Raw genomic sequence first — 21,372 nt, 5'->3', positions numbered from 1 at the left:
CCGCAGCGGACGCGGGCGGGCCTCGGGCGGGCGCCCGGGTGTGGTGCCGCCGGGTTCCATCGAGATCCGTTCCGTACGAGAATTGCAGCGAATGCCCTAGATGGGTATGCCGCGCCACCAGTGCAGGTAATCAGGGTCAGCATGGCGTCCACCGGCACCACCTCGGATGCGCACCCCTTCGGTACGACGAGCATCGAAGCGGCGGCGGAACGTGACGATGCGCTGGTGGACGCGGTCCTGAAGGCGGTGGAGGTCACCGGGGCCCATGCCGGGAGCGTGTTCCTCGCCTCGCCCGACGGCAGCACGCTGGTGCTGACCGCGGCGGCCGGGATGCCGCCGTCGCTGCTCGGCGGATGGCGCCGCATCCCGGTCGGCAGCGCCATCCCGGTGGCGGAGGCGTTCCGTACCGGGCGTACGGTCCACCTGCCGGACGCCGAGTCGACCGTGCGGAGATTCCCCCAGCTCGCCGTCGCCGTGCCCTACCCCTTCGGCTCGGCCTCCGTACCGGTCGCCGCCGGGCGGGAGAGGCTCGGCGCCATGGCCGTGGTCTGGGCCGCCAGGGCGGGCGGGCACGGGTTGTCGCAGGCCAGGCGGCGCCAGCTGCGGTCCACGGCCGGCCGTCTGGGAGCGGAACTGGTCCGTCTGCGGGCTGCCGGCCCCGAGCCAGGGCGTGCCGCGGACGAGGCCCCGCTGCAGGTGGCGGTCCCGGCCGCCGCGGCGGTACGGGTGGGCCTGTTCGACTGGGACCTCGCCACCGGGGCCCTCACCGCGGACGACACGGTCTGCGCCGCCTTCGGACTCACCCCCGACGAGTACGACGGACGGGCGGACACGCTGGCCGCACAGGTACACCCCGGCGACCGCCCCGCCTTCCACGCCATCGCACGCACCGCCGCGAGGGAGGGCCGGGTCCTGGCCCGGTGCCTGCGCGTCCCGGAGCCGGGCGGCGGGCACCGCACCGTCGAGCTGTGGGGCCGGGTGCCCGAGCCCGGAGCCGGCCACGAGGCGCGCAGCCATCTGGTGGGCGGCGTCATCGAGCTCGGCACCGGCATGGCCGCCGGCGCCTCCCTGGAACGACTCGCGGACGGATTCTTCGGCCTGGACCGGGACGGGCGGATCACCTACGCCAACCACCGCCTGGTGCGGCTGGTCCACATCAGCCGGGCCAACCTGATGGGCCGCCACCCCTGGGAGGTCCTGCCCGGGCTGTCCGATCCCGCCTGTGAGGACCGCTTCCGCGCCGCCCAGGTCTCCCAGCAGCCCCTCTCCTTCCTCGCCAGGGGCCCGGACGGCTGGCTGGAGTTCTCCCTGCGCCCGGACGGCCAAGGGATGACCGGATGGGTGGCCCGGGCGGCGGAACCCCGCCAGGCGGCCACCGCCCCCACGACCTCGCCCGCCCCCGCCGCCGCGAGCCACGCGCCGACGCGCCCCGGCGCCCTGTACCGCGTCCTGCAGATGAGCGGCGCGCTGGCCGAGGCCGTGACCACGCAGGAGGTGGGCGAGATGGTCGCCGACCAGCTGCTGCCTGCCGTCGGCGGGCATCGCGTGGTGATCTACTCGGTGCGTGAGCGGCGCCTTCACCTGCTGGTGCAGCGCGGCTATCGCGAGAGCTTCCTGGACCGGTTCGAGGCCGCGCCACTGCAGCACGTCGGCGGACCGGTGACGGGGGCACTGACCGGCGGCACACCCCTGTTCATCGAGTCCCCCGAAGAGTTCGCGCGGACCTGTCCCGAACTCGAGGCGGCCTCCCAGTCGGTGGTGTTCCTGCCGCTGATCGCCTCCAGCCGGCCGGTGGGAGTCTGCGTCCTCGGTTTCGACCACGCGCACCCCTTCACCGATGAGGAACGCAGCATGCTGACCGCGCTCAGCGGTCTGATCGCCCAGGCACTGGAGCGGGCCCAGCTGTACGACGCCAAGTCCGCCCTCGCCCTCGGCCTGCAGAACGCGCTGCTCCCACACCGGCTGCCCACCTGGCCCGGCGTCCAGGTCACCGGCCGCTACCTGCCCGGCACGGACTGGATGGACATCGGCGGCGACTGGTACGACGCCATCCCCACCGACCAGGGCCTCGCCCTGATCATCGGCGACGTCGAGGGACACAACGTCTCCGCCGCGGCCACCATGGGCCAACTGCGCAGCGCCGTAAGAGCGTTCGCCACCGCCGGGCAGCGGCCCTCGGAGGTGCTGGCCGGGACCAACAGGGTCCTCATCGACCTCGACCCCGGCCAACTCGCCAGCTGCTGCTACGTCCTGCTCGACACCGACGCGGCCACCGCCCACGCGGTCCGCGCCGGACATTGCCCGCCCCTGCTGCGACGGCCGGAAGGCGGCACCGAGATCCTGGAGGTGCCGGGCGGCCCGCTCCTCGGCATCGACCGCACCGCCGACTTCCCGGAGTCCCGGCTGAGACTGTCACCCGGCTGCATCCTCGCCCTCTACACCGACGGACTGGTCGAGGCCCGCGACTCGGACATCACCATCGGCATCGACCAAGTGCGCACCAGCCTCGCCCACGCGGGTGCCGGATCCCTGGACGACCTCGCCGACACCCTCCTGGACAACGCCCTGCACTCCGCCGACCGCGACGACGACATCGCGCTCCTCCTCACCCAGTACACCCGCCGGGACGGTGGTTGATCATTCGCGTCTCCGCCGCACGGGCCGGCCCACGGAGCGCCATCACGTCTCAGCCGGCCTTGCGCGCCACGCGGTTCAAGGCCGCTCCCACCCGGGGATCGGGCGGGCTGCCGGACGCGTCGACGCCGAGTTCCTCGACGAGCCGCCTCAGATACACGTCGACGGTGGATTCCACGAGCTCGGCGTGGACCGTCACCGCGCGTCGGCCCCGGCGCCAGGACACCAGCCCGGTCACCACGGCGGCCACGGCCGCGGGCCACCAGACACAGCCCAGCAGGGCGTAGCAGCCGGCCCACACCGAGCCGGCCACGGCCGAGTCGAAGCGCGCCCGCGAGGTGCGCAGTTCGGTTCTGACGTCCTCGGGCAGGATCACCCACAACCGTGTCCAGCAGGAGGCGAGGTCGATCCCGTACTGGTTGCGGAGCCGGGTCTCGATCCCCGCCATGCGGTCCCCGGTGAAGGTGGGCCTGCACGGCGGGGCGAGTGCGATGCGGTCGCGTCGGGCGGCGCGCTCGTCGAGGTCCCGCCGAACCAGGTCGCCGCGCCGGTGCGCCGGGTGCCGGCCGCGCAGCTCCGCGATCTCCGCCTCGATCCCCTCCCACTGCCTGAGCCGCCGATCGGTCAGCCGGTCGGCGAGCCGACGAGCCATGCCCGGCCAGTCCCCGGCCCAGACCCGCTCCACGCCGTCGGCGCAGACCCGTACCAAGGTGCCCACGGCCACGGAGGCGAGGACGATCGCCGCGAAGAAGGCGAGCTGACCCAGGGTGGACCACTGCCCGGCCTCCGTCGCCCACTTGTCGAACCGCTCGAAGAGAACGGACCGGTCGAGCGCGGACTCGTGACCGAGCACCGCGCCGGTCGCCGCCGCCACGACGAAGAGCAGGCCGGGAACCGCCATCGCGGAGAGCCACTTCTCGGCCAGCTTCTGGCCGAGGCTGTCGAGGACCGGAGCCACCGGCTCACGCCTCGACGACGCGCAGCGGCCGGTCACGCAGCCAGCAGCGCCCACCGGCCGGAAGCTCCCCACCCGGGGTTCGCACCACGTTGAGACCGCACCACCCGTCAGGGCACCGGTACATCTCCCCGGAGGCACGCGCTTCCGGCCCGAAGGCCATGTCCCCGGGTTCCTCCCCGCGCACCGGGCCCGCCTCCTCGAAGACGTGCGGCGGGATGTCCAGTCCCGCGATCGCCTGCCGTACGGGGGTCTCCGCCAGGACGGCGCGCATGGCGTCCTGGAGTCCGGCGAGAGTGCCCTGCGCCGCCATGTCCTCCACCAGCCAGGGCAGCGCCGAGCAGAACTCGGCGCGCATCCTGCGATCGTCGCTCATCGACCTCTCCTGCCTATGAACTGCCTTGTACACAAGGCACATGACAACACGTCAGTCGCTAAGGCCCGCTGTGGACGACCGATGCCCAGAAGAACGGCTCGTTGTAGCGCTCGTGTTCGCGCAGCTTGCCGATCGCCCTGTGCAGCGCGTGCGCGACGTCAGGGGTGCCCGGCGCGTCGATGAGCCGGTAGACCTCGTGGGCGAGGAGCGGGCCCATGGCGTCCTCCACGGTCCACAGACTGCCGATCACCTGCCGGTAACCGCACAGCTGGAAGGCGGACGCGACGGAGATGATCTCGTCGGCCAGTTCCTTGCCCGGGGCGGCACTGTGGCAGGCGGACAGGTAGGCGAACTCGGCTTCCCGCAGCCGCTCGGCCGCGAGCTCACGCAGCGTCAGGTCACCGCCGTGCAGGAGCAGCCTGCTCCGTGAGGGGGCGTCCGGGTCCCGTACGCCGTGGCAGGCCAGGTGGGCGTGGGTGTGCGTACGCAGTGCGGCCAGCACCGCCTCCGGCGTGGCGTCCGCGTCCCGCAGCTCGGACCGGGGGCCGGACATCTGCCTCGTCGCGGTCAGCTCGTCGTCGAGGGCGGCGAGCCGCGGGTACGTGTCTCCGGCGTCCACGGCGACCGCGGCGAGGGACGTCCGGCCGGCCTCGGGAGCGGGCGTCTCACGGGCGTGCAGCAGCGAGCCGAGCGTTGGGGCGTAGGAGGACACCACCCGGTCGTGGGCATACACGGAACCCGGCCGCCCCGTCCCTTCCAGTAACGCCGCGTGCAGCGGCAGCAGGGAGAGGGCGCCGGTCGGACACCACCAGAGCCTGGGCAGGGCCTCACCGGGCCCTACGGGACGGTCGAGGCCCAGCCGGCTGAGGACCGGCCCCACGATCTCCTCACCCAGCCACCGCAGCGTCCGCTTCAGCACCTGGTCCTGCGCGTACTTCTCGCCGCTCGTGGTGCCCGGCGTCACCAGCTTCGTCACGGCCGTCCGCAAGTCGTCGGCCCGGCGGTCGACGTCCTCGCTGGTGACACCGGACAACGGCACCACCTCCACGACCGTGCGACCGGAACGGCGATGCAGCAAGAGGGCGTCGCAGCTCAGCGAGGAGACGTTGATGACGACGACGGGCCCGTGAGCCGCCGCCTTCCTCAGCCGTGTCCAGTCCGGCTGCCGGTGGAAGTGGCCGAACCCGGGGAGAGCGCGGATCTCCGCCACGAGCCGGTCGAACTCCGCGGCCGACGCCTTGCGCTGCTCCGGCCCGCGCCGCGGCGCGACCAGCTCCTCGCAGACCCGTTCGTAACGGTCGGCGAGTTCCGGGGAGGCGGCCTTCAGGTCGTCGTGCCGGCCGCGCAACTGCAGTCCCTGCGCCAGCAGGACACCACGTCCCTGTTCCAGCCGGATCAGCGCCTCGCGGGGCCGGCCGGCCGCGATCTCCATCGCCGCCGCGACGTTGGCCAGCGAGGACGCCTCGCGCAGCCGCACTTCCTGTGACGCCCTGCCGAGCGACCGCCCGGTCAGCTTGGGGAGCAGATCGGAGAGTGCCACTCCGAAGGCGGTGCGGGCCTGCTCCAGGTCCCCGAGCGCCACACAGCTCACGGCCCACTGGGTCGCGCTCGCCAGCCGGGTGCGTATGTCGTGGGACGGTGCGAGCGCCGTGGTGCGGGACTGCGCGGCGGCCTCGGCCAGATCCCTCACGGCACGCCGGCTCGAGCCACGCGTCCGCAGCAGCCGCCCCAGCTCAAGGCGGGCCAGCTGCTGGTTGGGTCCGGTGTCCGAGGGCTTGCCCGCCACCTGCCTCAGGATCGACTCGGCGGCGTCGATGTCCGCGTCCCGCGCCGCGTGCGTGCCGCGTTTCCAGAGCGCGACGGCCAGCTTGATCAGCATCACGGGACGGTCGTGCTGGCCTGGGGGAGTGGCTGAGACGGCGTATTCCAGGTGGCTCACCGCCTCGTCCAGTTCAGCGATGTGCCCATAGACGTCGAACCGTGCGGTCAGGACGGCGGCCAGATTGGTGAGCCGCTGGGTGTGGACGGGCGACGCGGCGGTGCGCGCGATGGACGGATGACGGACGGCCTCGGTGGCGGCCTCCAGATGGGCGACGTCCCCCGAAGACGCGTAACGGACGAGGTGGGACAGCCCGAGGAAGGCGTGGACCGTTGCCCGGTTGTCGTCGTTGAGCGGTCCCGACAAGGCTTCGGTGAGCTCGGCGACCGAGCCGTCGAGGTCGGCGAGCTCTCCCTCCATCTCGAAGCGCATCCGCAGCGTCTGGCCCAGCTCGACACGCCGGCGAGTGCGCTCGGGCTCGCCGGTCTCGGGCGCGTCGACGGCCGTTCGCAGCCGTTCGATGACCTTGTCGAGCCGGTCCAGCTGCCCGTCCCGCATGTACTGGCTCCACTCGACCGCCGCACTGTCCTCGGGGATCGGGTCCGCTGGATACCTGGCCTGGGTCCGCATGAAGGTCACCAGCATTTCCCGACGCGTCGGATCGTCAGCCGGCAGCGAGGTGATCGCCTCACGCATGAAGCGCAGCCCGGTGGCCCTCAGGTGCTCCGGATCGACATCGGTGCCGCCCGGACCGGTCAGCTCGGACAGTTCCGTCATGGCCGTACCGGTATTGAAGGTGATGGGCGGTTCGGACGCGCTCCCCCGCGCCTCCTCCCGGGCCCACAGAAAGAGCACCGTCGCGAGGGTGACCCCCTTCAGGTCCTCGGCAGGCACGCTCGCCTTGAGCAGTGCGGTGCCCACGGCGTGCACGATCTCGTACGGCGCCACGACCTGAGGCGGGCTCTGCGCGAAGTGATCGCGCAGGGGTTGCGGAACGATCTCGGGACGCAGCGCGTGCACGATGCCGAACAGGAAGTTGCACGCGTGGCGGTTCCAGTCCTTCTCCTCCTCCGGCACGTGCAGATACCGCGCGAAGTGATAGCAGGCGACGAGGTAGATCACGTCGAACGCGTCGGTCCCGGCGGCCTGTTTGGGAGTCAGCTCGTCGCGGACGTCGTGGACGAAATCGGCCAGGTTGTGATGTGTGCGGCGCGCCAGCACGCTCTCCGGCCGGTCGAACAGAAAGGGCGCGGCCCCGTCCGGGTCGGCCATCGCCTTCCTGATGGCAGCGCGAAGCTCCGGGTGTAACTCCCTCATCAACCCCCCGATCCCCCCTGATCGCGTTGACGGTGGCGCCACGTTACGACATGGGCTGAGACCGACAGGGACAAATGAGGAAAACGTCGGCGGCCGAGCGTCTCCCGGCCGGCCGCCGACGGCGGTTCGGAGCGGTGGGCTCAGTTCGGGGGAGTGCCCCAGGCCAGGGCGGTGCCGGTGTACGCGGGGACGGCCGGTGCGTCGGTGTACGCGGTCGCCGTCGTCCGGCTGTGGTCGTTCGTCTCGTCGAAGTTCGACCAGTCCGTCTTGCTCATCCGCAGCTGGATGTCGCCGGTGTCCCCGCCCGCGGCGAGTGAGCCGCCCGTGAAGGTGACCTCCAGGTACGCGTCCGCGCCCGTGACGGGCGCGGTCAGCGGAACGACTCGCAGTCCGACCCGCGCGCAGTCCACGGCCGCGTAGTCGCACCAGGCCCTGACGGAGGCCGAGCCGTCCCGCGTGAAGTAGTAGCGCATCGACACGCCGGCGAGGTCGAGGGCGGAGCCGCCGGTGTTGACCAGCCGGAGCGAGGGCCGGATGGCGTTGTCGGTCGCGGACGCGTCGTCGTTCTTGTACCGCACCTTGAGCGCTCCGGACGGAGTGCCGGCCGACTCCGTGGTCACGTTCAGCGTCGCCGAGGGGGCGGAGACGTTCCCTGCCGCGTCACGGGCCCGGACGGTGTAGCCGTACGCCGTGGACGGCGAGAGTCCGGTGTCGGTGTACGCGGTGCCGGTCACCGGCGCGGCGTTCACCTTCTCCGTGCCCCGGTAGACGTCGTACCCGGTGACGCGGACGTCGTCGGTCGACGCCGTCCAGGAGAGGGAGACGCTGGTCGACGTCTTCGCGGTGCCGGTCAGGCCGGTCGGGGCCGTCGGCGCCTGCGTGTCCGCCGGGTCCGGCGGGCCGTCGTGGACGTCGCTCACGCTGATGCCCGTGGTGCTGGACGGGCCGCCCAGCGGCACCTCGTGGTCGAGGCTGACGAACTTGCCTTCGTGCTGCCACAGGGCGGGCTTGAGCAGGGCGTACTTCTCCTCGTCCCACGACTTCCAGTCGTTCAGCAGCAGCCCGCCGGTGTCGCCGGAGTTCGGGTTGAGGCACCAGAAGGTCTGGTGGATGCGGTGTTCGACGATCAGGTCGCGCAGGGCCGTCATCCACTTCTCGTTCGGGCCGCCGTCGAGGAAGCCGCCCCACTCGCCGATCAGCAGCGGCGCCTTGTTCTCCTTGTGGAGGTAGAGCCAGTTGGGGTCCCAGACGTCGCGTTCGAGGGTGGTGCTGTTCCAGTCGCCGGTGAACCAGGGCTGGAGGTGGACCAGCGGTCCGTAGTCGTGTGGTGAGTACACCAGCTGGTCGTTCTGCGCGCCGAGGTCGACGGGGTGCTCGCGGACGCCGCGCAGGTTTCCGCCCCACCAGGTCGAGTGGTAGTCGGTCGGGGCGGTGGACGTCCAGGCGACGCCCGCCTTGGGGTGGATCTTGATGCCCTCGCAGAGCACCAGCAGATTCGGATTGACGGCGAGCATGCGCTTGCCGGCGGTCTCGCATACGTGCTTGAAGTTGTCCTGGTCCGTGGAGCCGTCCCACTTGGCGCGTGGCGTGGTGCCGGCCGTGCCGTGCGGCTCGTTCTTGACGTCCATGGCGACGACGGTGTCGTCGTTCTTGTAGCGGGCGGTCACCCACTCCCAGGCGGTGTAGAAGTCCTCGGACGTGATGGAGCCCTTCCACCAGACCGGGTACACATGTCCGGAGTTGTCGGCCTCGGCGCTGTGCACGTCCAGCATGACCTTGATGCCGTACTGCTTGCACAGGGCGAGCCAGTGGTCGAAGACCTCCAGGGAGGTCTTGCCAGCGAGCTCGGGGTTCGCGTACGCGTTGACGCCGCTCGGGACGGTGGCCTGGCCGCTCTTCCACTCCAGGAGGAGCTGGGTGGAGACGGGGACGCGGACGATGTTGATGCCCCGGTCGGCCATGGACTCGGTGATCTCGGTGATGTTGCCGGACCACAGGCCGTGGAAGACCCGCTCGGTGGCGTTGAACCCGAACCAGTTGGTGCCGGTGAGCCAGACCTCGTCGCCGTTGGCGTCGACGATCTTGTTACCTTCGGTGTGCAGCCAGTCGTCGCCGGGGGCGGCGAGGGCCGCCGACGCGGCTGCCGCTCCGGCGCGTGCGTCAGCCGGCTGTTCCGCGGCTCCGGCCGCGGCGGTACCGGTCGCCGACAGGACGCCCGCGGTCAGGATCGCGGCGAGCAGAGTTCCGAGATGCCGGAGCGGACCGCGAGGCCGTCTCCGTGCTGATGGCTGTCCCACTGTGTGCCCTTCTGTGGTTGTGCCGGACCGAGAAGCACGTACAGGGTGGGAGCGCTCCCAAATCGCGCGTTGTTCATGAAGCCAGGCGCCTCGGAAGCTGTCAACCGTTCGGGCGGGTCGGTCTCGCCGGTTGAGTGGCCGGTCCGGTGCGAGGTCGGGTCCCTGGTAACCCGCAGCAGTCGCCTGTAAAGCGGGCACAGTGCTAGAAATGGGACATGATCGGTCCTTCACGCCGGTCCCGGAGGAGAGCGGCGCCGTTCGGCGAAGGGGGCTCCTTCGACTCGTCCCGTCGCCCGGGGGCGCGGCATTCCCCCGGACGCCACCTCTCGCCGTCCCTGAGCGTCCGTACGCTCGCGGCCCAGGTCTTCCTGCTGCAGATCGTCATCATGCTGGTACTCGTCGTGGTGGCGGTCACCGCCCTCGTGGTGCAGGGGCGGTACGGGGCCGAGCGGGGCGCCGCGAACCGTTCACTCGCCGCGGCGGTGGCGTTCGCCGACGCGCCCGGCACGGCCGCCGCGCTGCAGTCGCCGGATCCGACGGTACGGCTCCAGGCGGCGGCGGAGGCGACCAGGCGAGGGTCCGGCGTCGACTTCGTCACCGTCCTCGACAAGCAGGGCGTGCGGCTCACCGACCCCCGGCCCGAGCTGATCGGCACCAGGTCGGAGGGCGTGAGCCGGGCCGCCCGGGGAGAGGCCTTCACCGAGACGTTCCACGGCGAGCCCACCGACGCCGTGCGCGCGGTGGTACCCGTGCGGGACGGCAGCGGGCGCGTGGTCGGCATGGTCAGCGCCGGCATCCAGTTCGACACCCTGGGGCAGGTGCTGAACGAGCAGATCCCGACGATGCTCGCCGCGGCCGCGGGCGCGCTCACACTCGCCACCGTCGGCACGGCCCTGGTCAGCAGGCGGCTGCGCCGGCAGACACACGGTCTGGGCCCGGCCGAGATGACACGGATGTTCGAGCACCACGACGCCGTGCTGCACGCGGTGCGTGAGGGCGTCCTGATCGTCGGCGGCGACGGGCGCCCGATGCTCGCCAACGACGAGGCCCGCCGCCTGCTCGACCTCCCCGAGGACGCCGACCGGCGAGCCGTCGAGGACCTGGGGCTCAGCTCCCGCCTGACCCGGCTGCTGATGTCCGCCGAGCCCGTCTCCGACGAGGTGATCCCCGCCGGTGAGCGGCTGCTCGCGGTCAACATCCGGCTCACCGAGCCCTACGGCGGCGCGCCGGGCCTGGTTGCCACCTTCCGCGACACCACGGAGCTGCGGGCCCTGTCGGGCCAGGCCGAGGTGGCGCGCGGACGGCTGACCCTGCTCTACGAAGCGGGTGTACGCATCGGCACCACGCTCGACATACGGCGCACGGCGGAGGAACTCGCCGAGGTCGCGGTCCCGCGCATGGCCGACTACGTCACCGTGGAACTCCTCGACTCCGTCCTGCGCGGCGAGGAGCCCACCGGTGCCGTGCGCCGGATGCGGCGCACCGCGCTGAGCGAGGCCCAGAGCGGGCATCCGCTGCAGCCGGTGGGCGACCTGATCCAGTTCGTGGTGGCCGACACGCCGATGGTGGCGGCGCTGCACCGCGGCAAGGCCGTACGGGTGGCGGACCTGCACAGCGCCCAGGACTGGCGGGCCCAGGACCCGGAAGGTGCCCGCCAGGCGCTGGAGTACGGCATCCACTCGCTGATCACCGTGCCCCTGCGAGCCCGGGACGTGGTCCTCGGCATGGTCAACTTCTGGCGGGGCGCCGACTCCCCTCCCTTCGAGGAGGAGGACGTAGCGGTCGCCGAGGAGCTGGTGGCGCGGGCCGCCGTGGCGATCGACAACGCCCGCCGCTACGCCCGCGAGCACGCCATGGCCGTCACCCTGCAGCGCAGCCTGCTGCCCCAGGACGTCCCGGACCAGGACGCGCTGGAGATCGCCTGGCGCTACCTGCCCGCGCAGGCCGCCGTCGGCGGCGACTGGTTCGACGTGATCCCCCTGCCCGGCTTCCGGGTGGCACTGGTCGTCGGCGACATCGTCGGGCACGGACTGCACGCCGCGGTGACCATGGGCCGGCTGCGGACCGCGGTGCTGAACTTCTCCTCGCTGGACCTCTCCCCGGACGAACTGCTCGGCCACCTCGACGAGATGGTGACCCTCCTGGACACACAGACGTCGAGCGCCCGCAGCGACGCCGCCCCGGTCACCGGCGCCACCTGCCTGTACGCCGTCTACGACCCGGTCGGCGGACACTGCACCTTCTCCCGCGCCGGGCACGTCGCCCCGGCCGTGATCGACCCCGATGGTCAGGTCACCTTCCCCGACATCCCTCAGTCACCGCCTCTGGGAGTCGGCGGGCACCCCTTCGAGGCCGGCAGGCTGGATCTGCCCGAGGGCAGCCGGCTCGTGCTGTTCACCGACGGACTGATCGAGGACCGCAGGCGCGACATCGACGAAGGCCTGCGGATGCTCCGCTCGGCCCTCGCCGAGCCGGACCGGACGCCGGAGGAGACCTGCCACGCCGTCATGGAGAGGATGCTGCCCGGACACCCCACCGACGACGTGGCGCTGCTGGTAGCCCGGACCCGGCTGCTCGACGCGTCCCGCGTCGCGTCCTGGGACGTGCCGTTCGACGTGATGGCCGTCTCCCAGGTCCGCACGGAGGTGAGCCGCCGCCTCGACGACTGGGGCCTGGAGGAGTCGTCCTTCACCACGGAACTCATCCTCAGCGAACTCCTCACCAACGCGGTCCGCTACGGCGCGCCGCCCGTACACGTCAGGATGCTGCTGGGCCGCACCCTCGTACTGGAGGTCTCCGACGGCAGCAACACCTCACCCCGTCTGCGCCGCGCCGCCACCACCGACGAGGGAGGCCGCGGCCTGTTCCTCGTCTCCCAGTTCGCGGACCGCTGGGGCACTCGCTACGCGACTAGGGGAAAGGTGATCTGGGCCGAACAGACACTGGACCGCACCCCCGAACCGGACGCGATCTCGCTGATCGACGAACTGGCCTGGTGATCAGCCCCCTGCGGGTCACCACGGCACTTCCCCCGCGTCCTCGAAGAACCCGCCGGTCGGGCCGTCGTCGGGCAGGGTCGCGAGCCGGATCGCGATCGCCGCGCCCTGTTCCGGCGTGCGGACGCCGCGGAAACCGTTGAGGTCGGTCGCGCAGTAGCCCGGGCAGGCGGCGTTGATGAGGATGCTGGTGTCGCCCAGTTCCCGGAACTCCTTGGCGTACTGGACGGTGACGGCGTTGAGGAACGTCTTCGACGGCGCGTAGGCCGCGGAGATCGGTCCCGTCTCGGCGCCGGGAGTGGACTGCCGGGTGAGGGAGCCGACGCCGCTCGACATGTTCACGATCCGCGGTGCCGCCGAGCGGCGCAGCAACGGCAGCATCGCGTTGGTGACGCGGATGACGCCGATCACATTGGTCTCCACGGTCGCCCGCACCGTCTCGGGGTCGACCGTGGTGGGCGTCTGAGGCATGCCGCCGGTCACTCCGGCGTTGTTGACGAGCACGTCGAGGCGTCCGGAGCGGTCCTCGATCAGCCCGGCGGCGGCGGTCACGCTCGCGTCGTCGGTCACGTCGAGGGGCACGCCGAACGCGTCGAAGCCGGCCGCACGCAGCTTCGCCACGGCGGCCTCGAGGCGTTCCTCGTTCCGGGCCCCGACCCCGACCCTCCAGCCGAGTCCGCCCAACCCGGCCGCGATCTCGTATCCGATGCCCTTGTTCGCGCCGGTCACCAGCGCGATCGTCTGTTCGCTCATGCGGACCATCCTTCTCGGGCCCCGGCGGAGCGGTCCAACACCGATCGGGTGCGCGGCGATACCGCACGGGTATCGATCCCGTCGGGGCCGGTAGCATGGCGGCGTGGAGACGCGTGAGCTGCGGTACTTCGTCGCCGTCGCCGAGGAACTGCACTTCGGGAGGGCCGCGCGGCGGCTCGGGATCGCGCAGCCCCCGCTGTCGCGGGCGATCCGCCTGCTCGAACGGCGCCTGGACGCCACGCTGCTGGAACGCACCAGCCGCGCGGTCACCCTGACCGAGGCCGGGTCGGTGCTCCTGCGGGAGGCCCGGGCGGCACTGGACGCGGTCGAGGCCGCCGAGCGCCGCACCCGCCGCGCCGCCCTCGCCGCGACCGGCCACCCCGGCGTGGTCCTCGCCGCGAAGGCCGGCGCGTCCAACGAGTTGCTGGCGAAACTGCTCGACCGCTACGCCGCCGAACCCGACGCGGTCACCGTCGACGTGCTCCTGTGCGGGATCGGCGAGCAGGAACAGCTGCTGCGTGACGGCCGGGCCGACGTGGCACTGCTGCACCGGCCCTTCGACGCGACGGCCGGGTTCGATACCGAGGAACTCCGCACGGAGGGACAGATCGTGATCCTGCCGGCCGGTCACCCCCTCGCCGGCCGGCCCCACCTGCGGATGGCCGAGGTCGCCGGGCTGCCGGACCTGCCGATGCCACGCTGGCCCGGCCGGGACGGCAGGTACCCGGACGGCCCCGGCCCGCAGGTGCGGGACCACACCCAGCTGATCCAGCTGATCCAGCTCGGTCGCGCCTGCGCGATCGTGCCCGAGTCGGGCCGGGACCATCTGCGCGACGGCCTTGTCGCCGTGCCGGTGCCGGACGCGCCGACGGTGACGACGGTCATCGCATGGCCGGCCCACAGCCGCTCCCGAGCCGTCGCCGGCCTCGTCCGGACCGCGGCACGTCTCTAGGGGGCGTCTCGCCGATCATGCCGGGCTCGCGGCGCCTGGCACTGCGCCTCGCCGCGTTGTCGTCACTCGCCGATTCCCCCAAGCTCTCGGCTCCGCTCGAGCAGGGGGGACCCCCATCGCATCGGCTCCCTCCTCCGCCTTGCGATGCACGGCACCAGGCGCCGCTCCCTGATCCGGCATGATCGGCGAGACGCCCCCTAGCAGCCCGGAACGAGATCAGAAGCGGGCAGTTGTATTCAGGGGATCCGCCTGAGTTCGCGCCAGGCCTGTGGTGGCATGCCGTAAGCGGCTTTGAACGTGCGGCTGAAGTGGGCGGCTGACTTGAAGCACCAGCGGTGGGCCAAGGCCGCGATGGTCTCGGCACTCGGGGGCACTCGCGAAAGTTCCCGGCGACACGCCTCGAGCCGGTGCGTGCGCACCCATTCGCCGAAGGTGACGCCGCTGCGTGCCAGGACGGCGTACAGGTGGCGGACGGAGATGTGGTGGGCGCTCGCCACGGACGCCGGTGTGAGCGTCGGGTCGGACAGGTGGGCCCGCATGTAGTCCAGGACGCGTACGGCGAGTGTCTCGTGCATCGGGCCCGCGGCGAGGTCCCTTCGGTCGGCCTCGGCCGCGATGGCGGCCCGGATGAGCTCCATGCTCGGACCGGCGAGCAGCCGGGAAGCCGTGCCTTCGTGCAGGGCGGGGCTCGCCGCCAGTTGGGTGAGATAGCCCGCTGTGAGTCCCCCGACCGTGCCGCTCGCTCCGAGGGTCCGGGCCATCGCCTGGCGGATCACCGTGTCGGGCAGGCCGAGGTCGCCGACCGGTATGCGGAAGAAGTGCATGTCGACACCGTGGTCGAAGAGCAGGGTGTACGGACGCCGCGTGTCGTAGAAGGCGATGTCCCCGGGGCGCAGTGTGGCGTCCCTTCCGTCCTGGAGGACGGTGCTCTCCCCGGAGACCTGCAGGCTGATGAACAGGACGGGTTCGTCGTCTGCTCGGGCAAGTCGGGGTGTGCGGTGCACGGTGGCGGGATTGGCCTGCACCGACGTGACCTGGAGCGACCCCATCTCGGTGATGGCGACGTCGGCGAAGACGAGCTCCGGTCGGCGCGGCAGCACCAGCTCGACGGGAACGACCTGCTGCCGAATGGTCTGGCGAAGTGCCTCCGCCCGGTCTTCGAGCGGCAGAGCCGACGTGGCCCAAGTCACGGTAGCCATGGTGCCCTTCCGGGTCGAGACATCACCGGCCGGTTCGATGCTCGCAGGCAGGGCGGTGCCTGACCACGACGGGTGGCGAACGCGGCAGGCACAGGACGGGAGTCCGCACTCTCAGGACATCGGCGGCCGTGGGGCGGTGGGCGCTATCCTGCGCTCGGAGCGCAGGTCCGGCATGCGCTGTCGGTGTCGGTGTCGTACCTGGGCCCGCGCCTTCGGCAGGCCTGGGACGGTCGACCGCTCCGTTGTGAGGAGTGGCGCTTTGGGGGAAGTCTTGCCGTCATCGGACACCAGTGCGCTCGTGGGACGCCGGCGGGAAATGTCCTTACTGTGCGCCGCGTTGGACAGTGCGCTGGCCCAACCTGCGGAAGGATCGGCCGTTCTCCTGCAGGGCGAGGCCGGCATCGGCAAGACCGCACTTCTCGATCGGTTGGCGACGGTCGCGCGCGACTGCGGATTCTCGGTACTGCGTGCGACGGGCTCCGAGGCCGAGGCGGAGCTGTCCTTCGGGGCGGTGCGCCAGATCGTGGGACCCCTGACGCAGCACTCCACGTCCCTGCCCCTCCACCAGCGTCAGGCGCTTCGATCCGCGCTCGGACCGGACGAGGAACCCGCTCCCGGTGGTTTCCTCGTTGGCGCCGCGGTGCTGGCGTTGATCGCCGAGGCGATCCGTGGCCGGCCCCTGCTGATCCTCGTGGACGACCTTCATTGGGTGGACTCGTCGAGCCGCACGGTGTTCGCCTTCCTGCACCGCAGGATCACCGACCTGCCGATCGTGTTCGTGAGCGCCAGCCGATCCGGAACTACGGCCACGGACGGCTGGCCCGCCCCATCGGTGCAGGTGACGGCATTGGCACGCGACGAAGCGGCCCTGCTGTTGCGCCGGTACCACGCGGATGTGGCGGGGCCGGCCGTCGAGCGCGTTCTCGATGAGGCGGCGGGCAATCCGCTGGTTCTCGTCGAGTTGCCGCTGCAGTTGCGACCCGAGGAGATGAGGGGCGCGGTCCCTCTCCCGGAAGGGCTGAGACTGGGCGAGCGGCTGGAGCGGCTCTTCGCCCATCGCCTCGAAGCGCTGTCGGCGGAGGCGTCCCGGATCCTGTTGCTGGTCGCCCTCGGCGGTGCCACCGCGGCATGGAACGTGGGGACGTGGCTGGAAGGGGGCGCCGGTTCGCGGGGGGAGGAAGTCCTCGACGGGATCGAGACCAGTGAGTTGGCTCGGCTCGACTCCTCGGGCCGTCTAGTCTTCCGGCACCCACTGGTCCGCAGCGCCGTCATCTCGCGGGCTTCCGCACGACAGCGGCGGGAAGCGCACCGGGTGCTGGCCGACGCGCTGCCTGCACACGACCCGCGTCGTCCGGTGCACGAAGCCGCGGCGGCTCCGGGGCCGGACGAGGAGCTCGCCGCCCGGCTGCAGGAGGCCGGCCTGCGCATGTCCCGGCGGGGAGGTGACGCGGAAGCAGCCATGCTCCTCGACCGCGCGGCCGCCATCAGCACGGACCCGTCCTCCCGAGCCAGGAGGCTGACCTGGGCGGCCGTCATGGCTGCCCGCGGCGGACATCTGCCCTACGCGGCGACGATCATCTCGGAGCTCGCGCGACAGCCCGTGCCGCCGGACGTGGAACCGCTGTTCGCCTACGCCGTCGTGTACGTCGACCAGAGCCATCGCATTGACTTCGACTCGTCGTTCGCCTTGCTGCCGAAGGCGTTGGACGCCCTGGTGGAGCGACCCGTACCGGCCTTCGAGGGACTGGCCGAGCAGGCGTTCTTCAAACTGCTTCTCGCGTCGGCGTACACAGGCGACGCCCGGGGATGGGAGGCCCTGGCGAAGCACGCGCCCCGGATGTCGCCGGCCGCTCGGTTGTGCCGGCGTGCGTGGTCGGACCCGGCGCGGACGGCCCATGGCGTGGTCGATGAACTGCAGACACTCATCGAGGGGATGAGCGAGGAGCAGGAGGCCGGGGCGGCCTGGCTGCTGTTGTGGGTGGCGGCGGCCGTGGACATGGCCGACGAACCCATGCAGAGGCGTTTCGGGGAACAGCACGCGTACGCCACGCAGGGGACGGTCGCCAAAGCCAAGAGCTATCAGGACTTCCTGCGCGGTCGCTGGGACCAGGCGGAGACGTGTCTGCGTGAGGCGGAGGCCTCCGAGGAGCGGGGATACCACTGCAACGCCCTGCTCTTCAGGCTGTCCTACGCCTGTTTCCTGGCCGGTCGCGGCGACGAGCCAGGCCTGTTGGAGATCGAACAGCTGATCGGGCCCGTCGCGGCTCGCGCCGGCATGACGCTGGTGACGCGCCGCCTGACGCATCTGCGCGGTCTGGTTGCGCTCGCGCACGGCCGCGCCGAGGAGGCGTACACGCGGTTCGCCGAGGTCACCCCGCCCGGCACCCTCCCACCGGGGATGCCCTGGTTCCATGTGGCGTTGTTCGACTTCGTCACCGCTGCCGTTCTCACAGGCCGGCAGGAGGAGGCGCGGGCGCACGTCGAGGCGGCTCGGGCCGCGCGCATCGCGGACATCTCGCCCCATCACGCTTTTCTGCTGGCCGCGGCCTCCGCGGTCGCGGCGGATGAGGACGCGGACGCTCGGTACCGGGCGGCCTATGCCGTTCCCGGCGCCGAGCGGTGGGTTTTCGAGACGGCCCGGTTGCGGCTCGCTCACGGCAGGGCGCTGCGCCGGCACCAGTCGGCCCTGGCCCGTGACCGACTGAGCGAGGCATACCACGCCTTTCGCTCCCTGGGCGCCGAGCCCTGGGCGGAACAGGCCAGGCGGGAGTTGCGGGCGGCTGGGCAGCCCCTCGGCGGCGCCGCGGGCAGGCGGGGCCAGTTGACCGCACAGGAACTGCGCATCGCCCAGCTCGCCGCCGACGGCCTGACGAACAGAGAGATCGGCGACCGACTGGGCCTGTCACCCCGGACCGTAGCCGACCATCTGCACAAGATCTTCCCGAAGCTGGAGATCACGTCGCGCGCGGCGCTCGCCCGCGCATTGGCGGCTGACGGCCCATGAGACAGCGGAACCGGGGCGTCGGCACCCGCCGCGACACCCCGGCTCCTCACCACGCGAACTCGTCGCCTGTCAGGCTGACTTCGTCAATCGCCGAATCGCTTGACGAACGCGAGCGCCGTGTCGGCCACCTCCCGCCAACCGCTGTCGATGGTCAGCGCGTGGCCACGTCCCGCCATCTCGGTGATCTCGGTGACAGCGTGCCGGTTGCGGGCCTGCTTCCTGTACGAGGCGTTCGCGATGGCCCACGGCACGGTGCGGTCCTTCTCGCCGGAGATGATCAGGAGCGGACCGCGTTCGGGTGCGAGCGTGTCGACCTTCACCTCGGTCCACGGGTTGATGTTGGCGGCCGCCGCCTGGAACAGCGGCTCGCCGGGGGCGGGAACGGCGAACCTCTCGTACAGATCCTTGGCCTCCTCCTCACTGACGGCGTTGGCGAAGGCGTAGCGGAACTGCTCGTAGGTGAGGGGCACCGCACGGTGGTAGTTCGCCGGTTTGGCGATGACGACGCTCGCGGCGCGCAGAGACGAAAGAGGCAGGGGCAGAACTCCGCGGAAGGGCGCCGGGTCGATGGCGACCGAGGCCGATGCCAGACCACGTCCGGCGATCATCTGCGTGATCAGGCCGCCGAAAGAATGCCCGACGACGACGGGCTTGCGCTCCAGACGGCCGATGAGACCCGCGAAGTGGTCGGCGACCTGGCCGACACCCTTGCCGGCGAACACCTCGGGATGCGCGTTCGCCTCCGCCACGGTCTCGGGGTCATCGGGCCACCCGGGAGTCAGGGGCGCGTAACCGGCCTCTTGGAAGACCTCCGCCCAGCGCTCCCAGCTGCTGGGCAGCAGCCAGAGACCGTGCACGAAGACGACGGGGGTGCGACCGCTCGCGTTGACGTGCGCTATCTGCTCGAGATCGTGTTGCGTTGACATGGAATCCTCACTGACGGATAGGGCCACGATGGCTTCAGGCGGACGTGACGCTGCGCGCGGCGGCTCTGATGAGAGCAGCGACCTCGTGGGGTCGGCTGTAGAGCGGCAGATGCGAGCTGGTGGTCTCCACGGTGTGCGACCCTGCTCGCCGGGCCTGGAACCGCTGCAGCGCGGGTGGGATGCCGCGGTCGCGCGTGGCCACCAGGTTCCATGAGGGGATGTGGCGCCAGGCGGCGGCCGTGGCCGTGTCGGTGAAGGCGCTTGCGCTGAGCGGCCGCTGCACGGCTGCGAGCACACGCGTCGTGCTCTCGGGTACGTCCGCGGCGAAGACGTGACGGAAACGGTCCCGACTCAGGTACAGGTCGACTGCGGGCTGCCCCTCGGGGCCCGTGCCGGGCACCGTGGTGAGCGCGGGCTGGAGCTCGGAACCCGGGAACCTCGCAGAGAGCTCGCCCAGGACCTCACCGGCATCGGGCACGAAGGCGGCGACGTACACCAGTGCCCGCACGTTCGCGGTGCCGGCGGCGGCCTCGGTGATCACGGCGCCGCCGTAGGAGTGGCCGACGAGTACGACCGGTCCTTCGAGGGCGGCCAGCACACCGCGTACGTGGGCCGCGTCGACGGGGAGCCCGCGCAGGGGATTGGCTACGGCGACGACGGTGTGGCCGGATCGCTGCAGGCGTTCGATCACCGGCGTCCAGCTGGAGCCGTCCGCGAAGGCGCCGTGCACCAGCACGACGGTGGGTGCGGACGGGTCGCCGCGCCTGCCGGCGGCGACGGCGTGTTGCTGAGGTCCGGCGATCGCGGCGGTGACGGCGGCGGCGCCGGCCGCCATGATCGTCCGGCGCCTGGTGGTGCTTCTCTCGTTCATCGGCCATCGGCTCCTGGGAAAGGGGGTGTCGGTGGCAAGCTAGGGCCGGGCGGTCCGCGCCGGAGAGTGCTGCGTGCACCGTCCTGTGCCCATGGGTGCACGACCCTCGGCGCGACCTCTGGAGGACGTGTCAGGCGCGCCAGGCGTGCAGAGCCGTGTACAGGGTGTCCACGGTCTGGACGCGGGCGGCTCTGGCCGCCTCGGTGTCCCGCAAGGCGTCGAACAGCAGAAAGCCGTGAATGGTCCCGTGGTAGCGGACGGCCGCGACCGGTACCCCGGCGAGGCGAAGTCTGGCGGCGTAGGTCTCTCCCTCGTCACGGAGCACGTCGGCCTCCGCGGTGACCACCAGGGCCGGGGGCAGACCGGCGAGCTCGCCGTCCGACGCGTGCAGCGGAGACGCGGTGATCCTTCGCCGGTCCGCCGGATCGGGAACGTACTGCCGCCAGAAGTGGCGCATCGCCTCGCGGCCCAGGAAGAACCCCTCGGCGAAGTCGTCGTAGGACGACGTGTCCATCCTCGCGTCCGTGGCAGGGCAGAAGAGAACCTGGTGGACGAGTCTGACGCCGCCGCGCTCCTTGGCGAGCAAGGTGAGTGCCGCAGCCAGGTTGGCACCGGCCGAGGCTCCCACGACGGCCATGCGGTCCCCGTCCAGCCGGCAGTCCCTCCCCTGGTCCGCGATCCATTTCGCCACCGCGTACACCTGCTCCACGGCGACGGGATAGCGGGCCTCCGGAGCCCGGCGGTATTCCGGGACGACGACCGCGGCATCGACACCCAGCACCAGGTCGGACACGAGTCGCCCGTGCGAGCAGGCATCGGTCAGCATCCATCCCACGCCGTGCAGGAACAACACGACCGGCAGCGGCTCGTCCGCGTCCACCGGCCGAAGGATGCGTACGGTGATCCGGTGACCGCCGGCCCCCGGCAGCGCAAGCCAGTCCTCACGGACCTGTCCCCGGTCGATCTCCCGGCCCATCAGCTGTGCCACGCCGGCCCGCGCAGGACCCGGATCACTGCCCAAAGGCACGGTCGGACAGACGTAGGAGCGGGTGAACTCCCGGGCCGCCTTTTCCAGAACGAGCGGTGGCCGGCGGCGCTGAGACACGCGAACTCCTGCTGAGGTGAGGGGCGTTGCGCTCGGTGCGGGACGCGTCCAGGAGGTGGGGGCGGTCTCGCGGTTCGGCACCGACGCTAGAGGTGATCAACACGGGGCGGGCGCCGGCCGCTGAACCGGAGCGTGCCGATCCGTGCACCGACGGGACTGGATCCACGG

General features: G+C 71.6%; 13 protein-coding genes. 4 read left to right on the top strand and 9 right to left on the bottom strand.

What is annotated here, in order from left to right; all coding sequences use genetic code 11:
* Nucleotides 1-141: 141 nt before the first annotated feature.
* The gene (locus tag ACSU6L_RS00830; protein WP_437052490.1) at nt 142-2,637 is read left to right on the top strand and encodes a SpoIIE family protein phosphatase; all 2,496 of its coding nucleotides are present in this window, start codon (nt 142-144) and stop codon (nt 2,635-2,637) included.
* A 49-nt stretch (nt 2,638-2,686) separates the two neighbouring features.
* Here ACSU6L_RS00830 and ACSU6L_RS00825 read toward each other — a convergent pair whose 3' ends face one another.
* The 4 genes from ACSU6L_RS00825 to ACSU6L_RS00810 all read right to left on the bottom strand — a co-directional run bounded on the left by ACSU6L_RS00825 (nt 2,687) and on the right by ACSU6L_RS00810 (nt 9,398).
* A complete protein-coding gene (locus ACSU6L_RS00825; RefSeq protein ID WP_437052488.1) occupies nt 2,687-3,592 on the bottom strand; it encodes a hypothetical protein in 906 nt (301 codons plus the stop codon).
* A gap of 4 nt (nt 3,593-3,596) precedes the next feature.
* Nucleotides 3,597-3,965: a hypothetical protein gene (locus ACSU6L_RS00820; RefSeq protein WP_437052486.1), complete on the bottom strand. Its 369-nt coding sequence runs from the start codon at nt 3,963-3,965 to the stop codon at nt 3,597-3,599.
* Between the two features lie 58 nt (nt 3,966-4,023).
* Complete coding sequence (locus tag ACSU6L_RS00815) at nt 4,024-7,056, bottom strand: CHAT domain-containing protein (protein WP_437052484.1); 3,033 nt, start codon at nt 7,054-7,056, stop codon at nt 4,024-4,026.
* Between the two features lie 185 nt (nt 7,057-7,241).
* Nucleotides 7,242-9,398, bottom strand: coding sequence for a cellulase family glycosylhydrolase (locus ACSU6L_RS00810; protein ID WP_437052482.1), 2,157 nt, complete (start codon nt 9,396-9,398; stop codon nt 7,242-7,244).
* A 215-nt stretch (nt 9,399-9,613) separates the two neighbouring features.
* On the opposite strand from ACSU6L_RS00810, the gene ACSU6L_RS00805 reads away from it, so the two are divergent.
* Complete coding sequence (locus ACSU6L_RS00805; RefSeq protein WP_437052480.1) at nt 9,614-12,397, top strand: SpoIIE family protein phosphatase; 2,784 nt, start codon at nt 9,614-9,616, stop codon at nt 12,395-12,397.
* Nucleotides 12,398-12,412: 15 nt separating this feature from the next.
* Here ACSU6L_RS00805 and ACSU6L_RS00800 read toward each other — a convergent pair whose 3' ends face one another.
* Entirely contained in the window at nt 12,413-13,147 is a 735-nt protein-coding gene (locus ACSU6L_RS00800; RefSeq protein ID WP_437052478.1) for an SDR family oxidoreductase, read from the bottom strand.
* A 103-nt stretch (nt 13,148-13,250) separates the two neighbouring features.
* On the opposite strand from ACSU6L_RS00800, the gene ACSU6L_RS00795 reads away from it, so the two are divergent.
* Nucleotides 13,251-14,099, top strand: coding sequence for a LysR family transcriptional regulator (locus ACSU6L_RS00795; RefSeq protein WP_437052476.1), 849 nt, complete (start codon nt 13,251-13,253; stop codon nt 14,097-14,099).
* Nucleotides 14,100-14,335: 236 nt separating this feature from the next.
* On the opposite strand, the gene ACSU6L_RS00790 is transcribed toward ACSU6L_RS00795, so the two are convergent.
* Complete coding sequence (locus tag ACSU6L_RS00790; protein ID WP_437052474.1) at nt 14,336-15,298, bottom strand: helix-turn-helix domain-containing protein; 963 nt, start codon at nt 15,296-15,298, stop codon at nt 14,336-14,338.
* Between the two features lie 244 nt (nt 15,299-15,542).
* On the opposite strand from ACSU6L_RS00790, the gene ACSU6L_RS00785 reads away from it, so the two are divergent.
* Nucleotides 15,543-18,302, top strand: coding sequence for a helix-turn-helix transcriptional regulator (locus ACSU6L_RS00785; RefSeq protein ID WP_437052472.1), 2,760 nt, complete (start codon nt 15,543-15,545; stop codon nt 18,300-18,302).
* Between the two features lie 83 nt (nt 18,303-18,385).
* Here ACSU6L_RS00785 and ACSU6L_RS00780 read toward each other — a convergent pair whose 3' ends face one another.
* From ACSU6L_RS00780 to ACSU6L_RS00770, 3 genes are all read right to left on the bottom strand, one after another.
* Nucleotides 18,386-19,228 (bottom strand): alpha/beta hydrolase, encoded by an 843-nt coding sequence (locus ACSU6L_RS00780; RefSeq protein ID WP_437052470.1) that lies wholly within the window; start codon nt 19,226-19,228, stop codon nt 18,386-18,388.
* Nucleotides 19,229-19,262: 34 nt separating this feature from the next.
* Nucleotides 19,263-20,099 (bottom strand): alpha/beta fold hydrolase, encoded by an 837-nt coding sequence (locus ACSU6L_RS00775; protein ID WP_437052468.1) that lies wholly within the window; start codon nt 20,097-20,099, stop codon nt 19,263-19,265.
* 130 nt (nt 20,100-20,229) lie between these two features.
* Nucleotides 20,230-21,204 carry an alpha/beta hydrolase gene (locus ACSU6L_RS00770; protein WP_437052465.1) on the bottom strand — a complete coding sequence of 325 codons (975 nt, stop codon included), beginning with the start codon at nt 21,202-21,204 and terminating at the stop codon, nt 20,230-20,232.
* Nucleotides 21,205-21,372: the final 168 nt, after the last annotated feature.

It is taken from the genome of Streptomyces sp. enrichment culture (genome assembly GCF_964272855.1).
GTDB lineage: Bacteria > Actinomycetota > Actinomycetes > Streptomycetales > Streptomycetaceae > Streptomyces.
Note: the sequence above shows the minus strand (reverse complement) of the source record. Positions and strands in the feature narration are given on the sequence as shown.

Coding starts and splice junctions, on each gene's coding strand:
- ACSU6L_RS00820 (WP_437052486.1), bottom strand. CDS start 3,965: ATGAGCGACGATCGCAGGATGCGCGCCGAGTTCTGCTCGGCGCTGCCC.
- ACSU6L_RS00800 (WP_437052478.1), bottom strand. CDS start 13,147: ATGAGCGAACAGACGATCGCGCTGGTGACCGGCGCGAACAAGGGCATC.
- ACSU6L_RS00805 (WP_437052480.1), top strand. CDS start 9,614: ATGATCGGTCCTTCACGCCGGTCCCGGAGGAGAGCGGCGCCGTTCGGC.
- ACSU6L_RS00775 (WP_437052468.1), bottom strand. CDS start 20,099: ATGAACGAGAGAAGCACCACCAGGCGCCGGACGATCATGGCGGCCGGC.
- ACSU6L_RS00815 (WP_437052484.1), bottom strand. CDS start 7,056: ATGGCCGACCCGGACGGGGCCGCGCCCTTTCTGTTCGACCGGCCGGAG.
- ACSU6L_RS00830 (WP_437052490.1), top strand. CDS start 142: ATGGCGTCCACCGGCACCACCTCGGATGCGCACCCCTTCGGTACGACG.
- ACSU6L_RS00780 (WP_437052470.1), bottom strand. CDS start 19,228: ATGTCAACGCAACACGATCTCGAGCAGATAGCGCACGTCAACGCGAGC.
- ACSU6L_RS00790 (WP_437052474.1), bottom strand. CDS start 15,298: ATGGCTACCGTGACTTGGGCCACGTCGGCTCTGCCGCTCGAAGACCGG.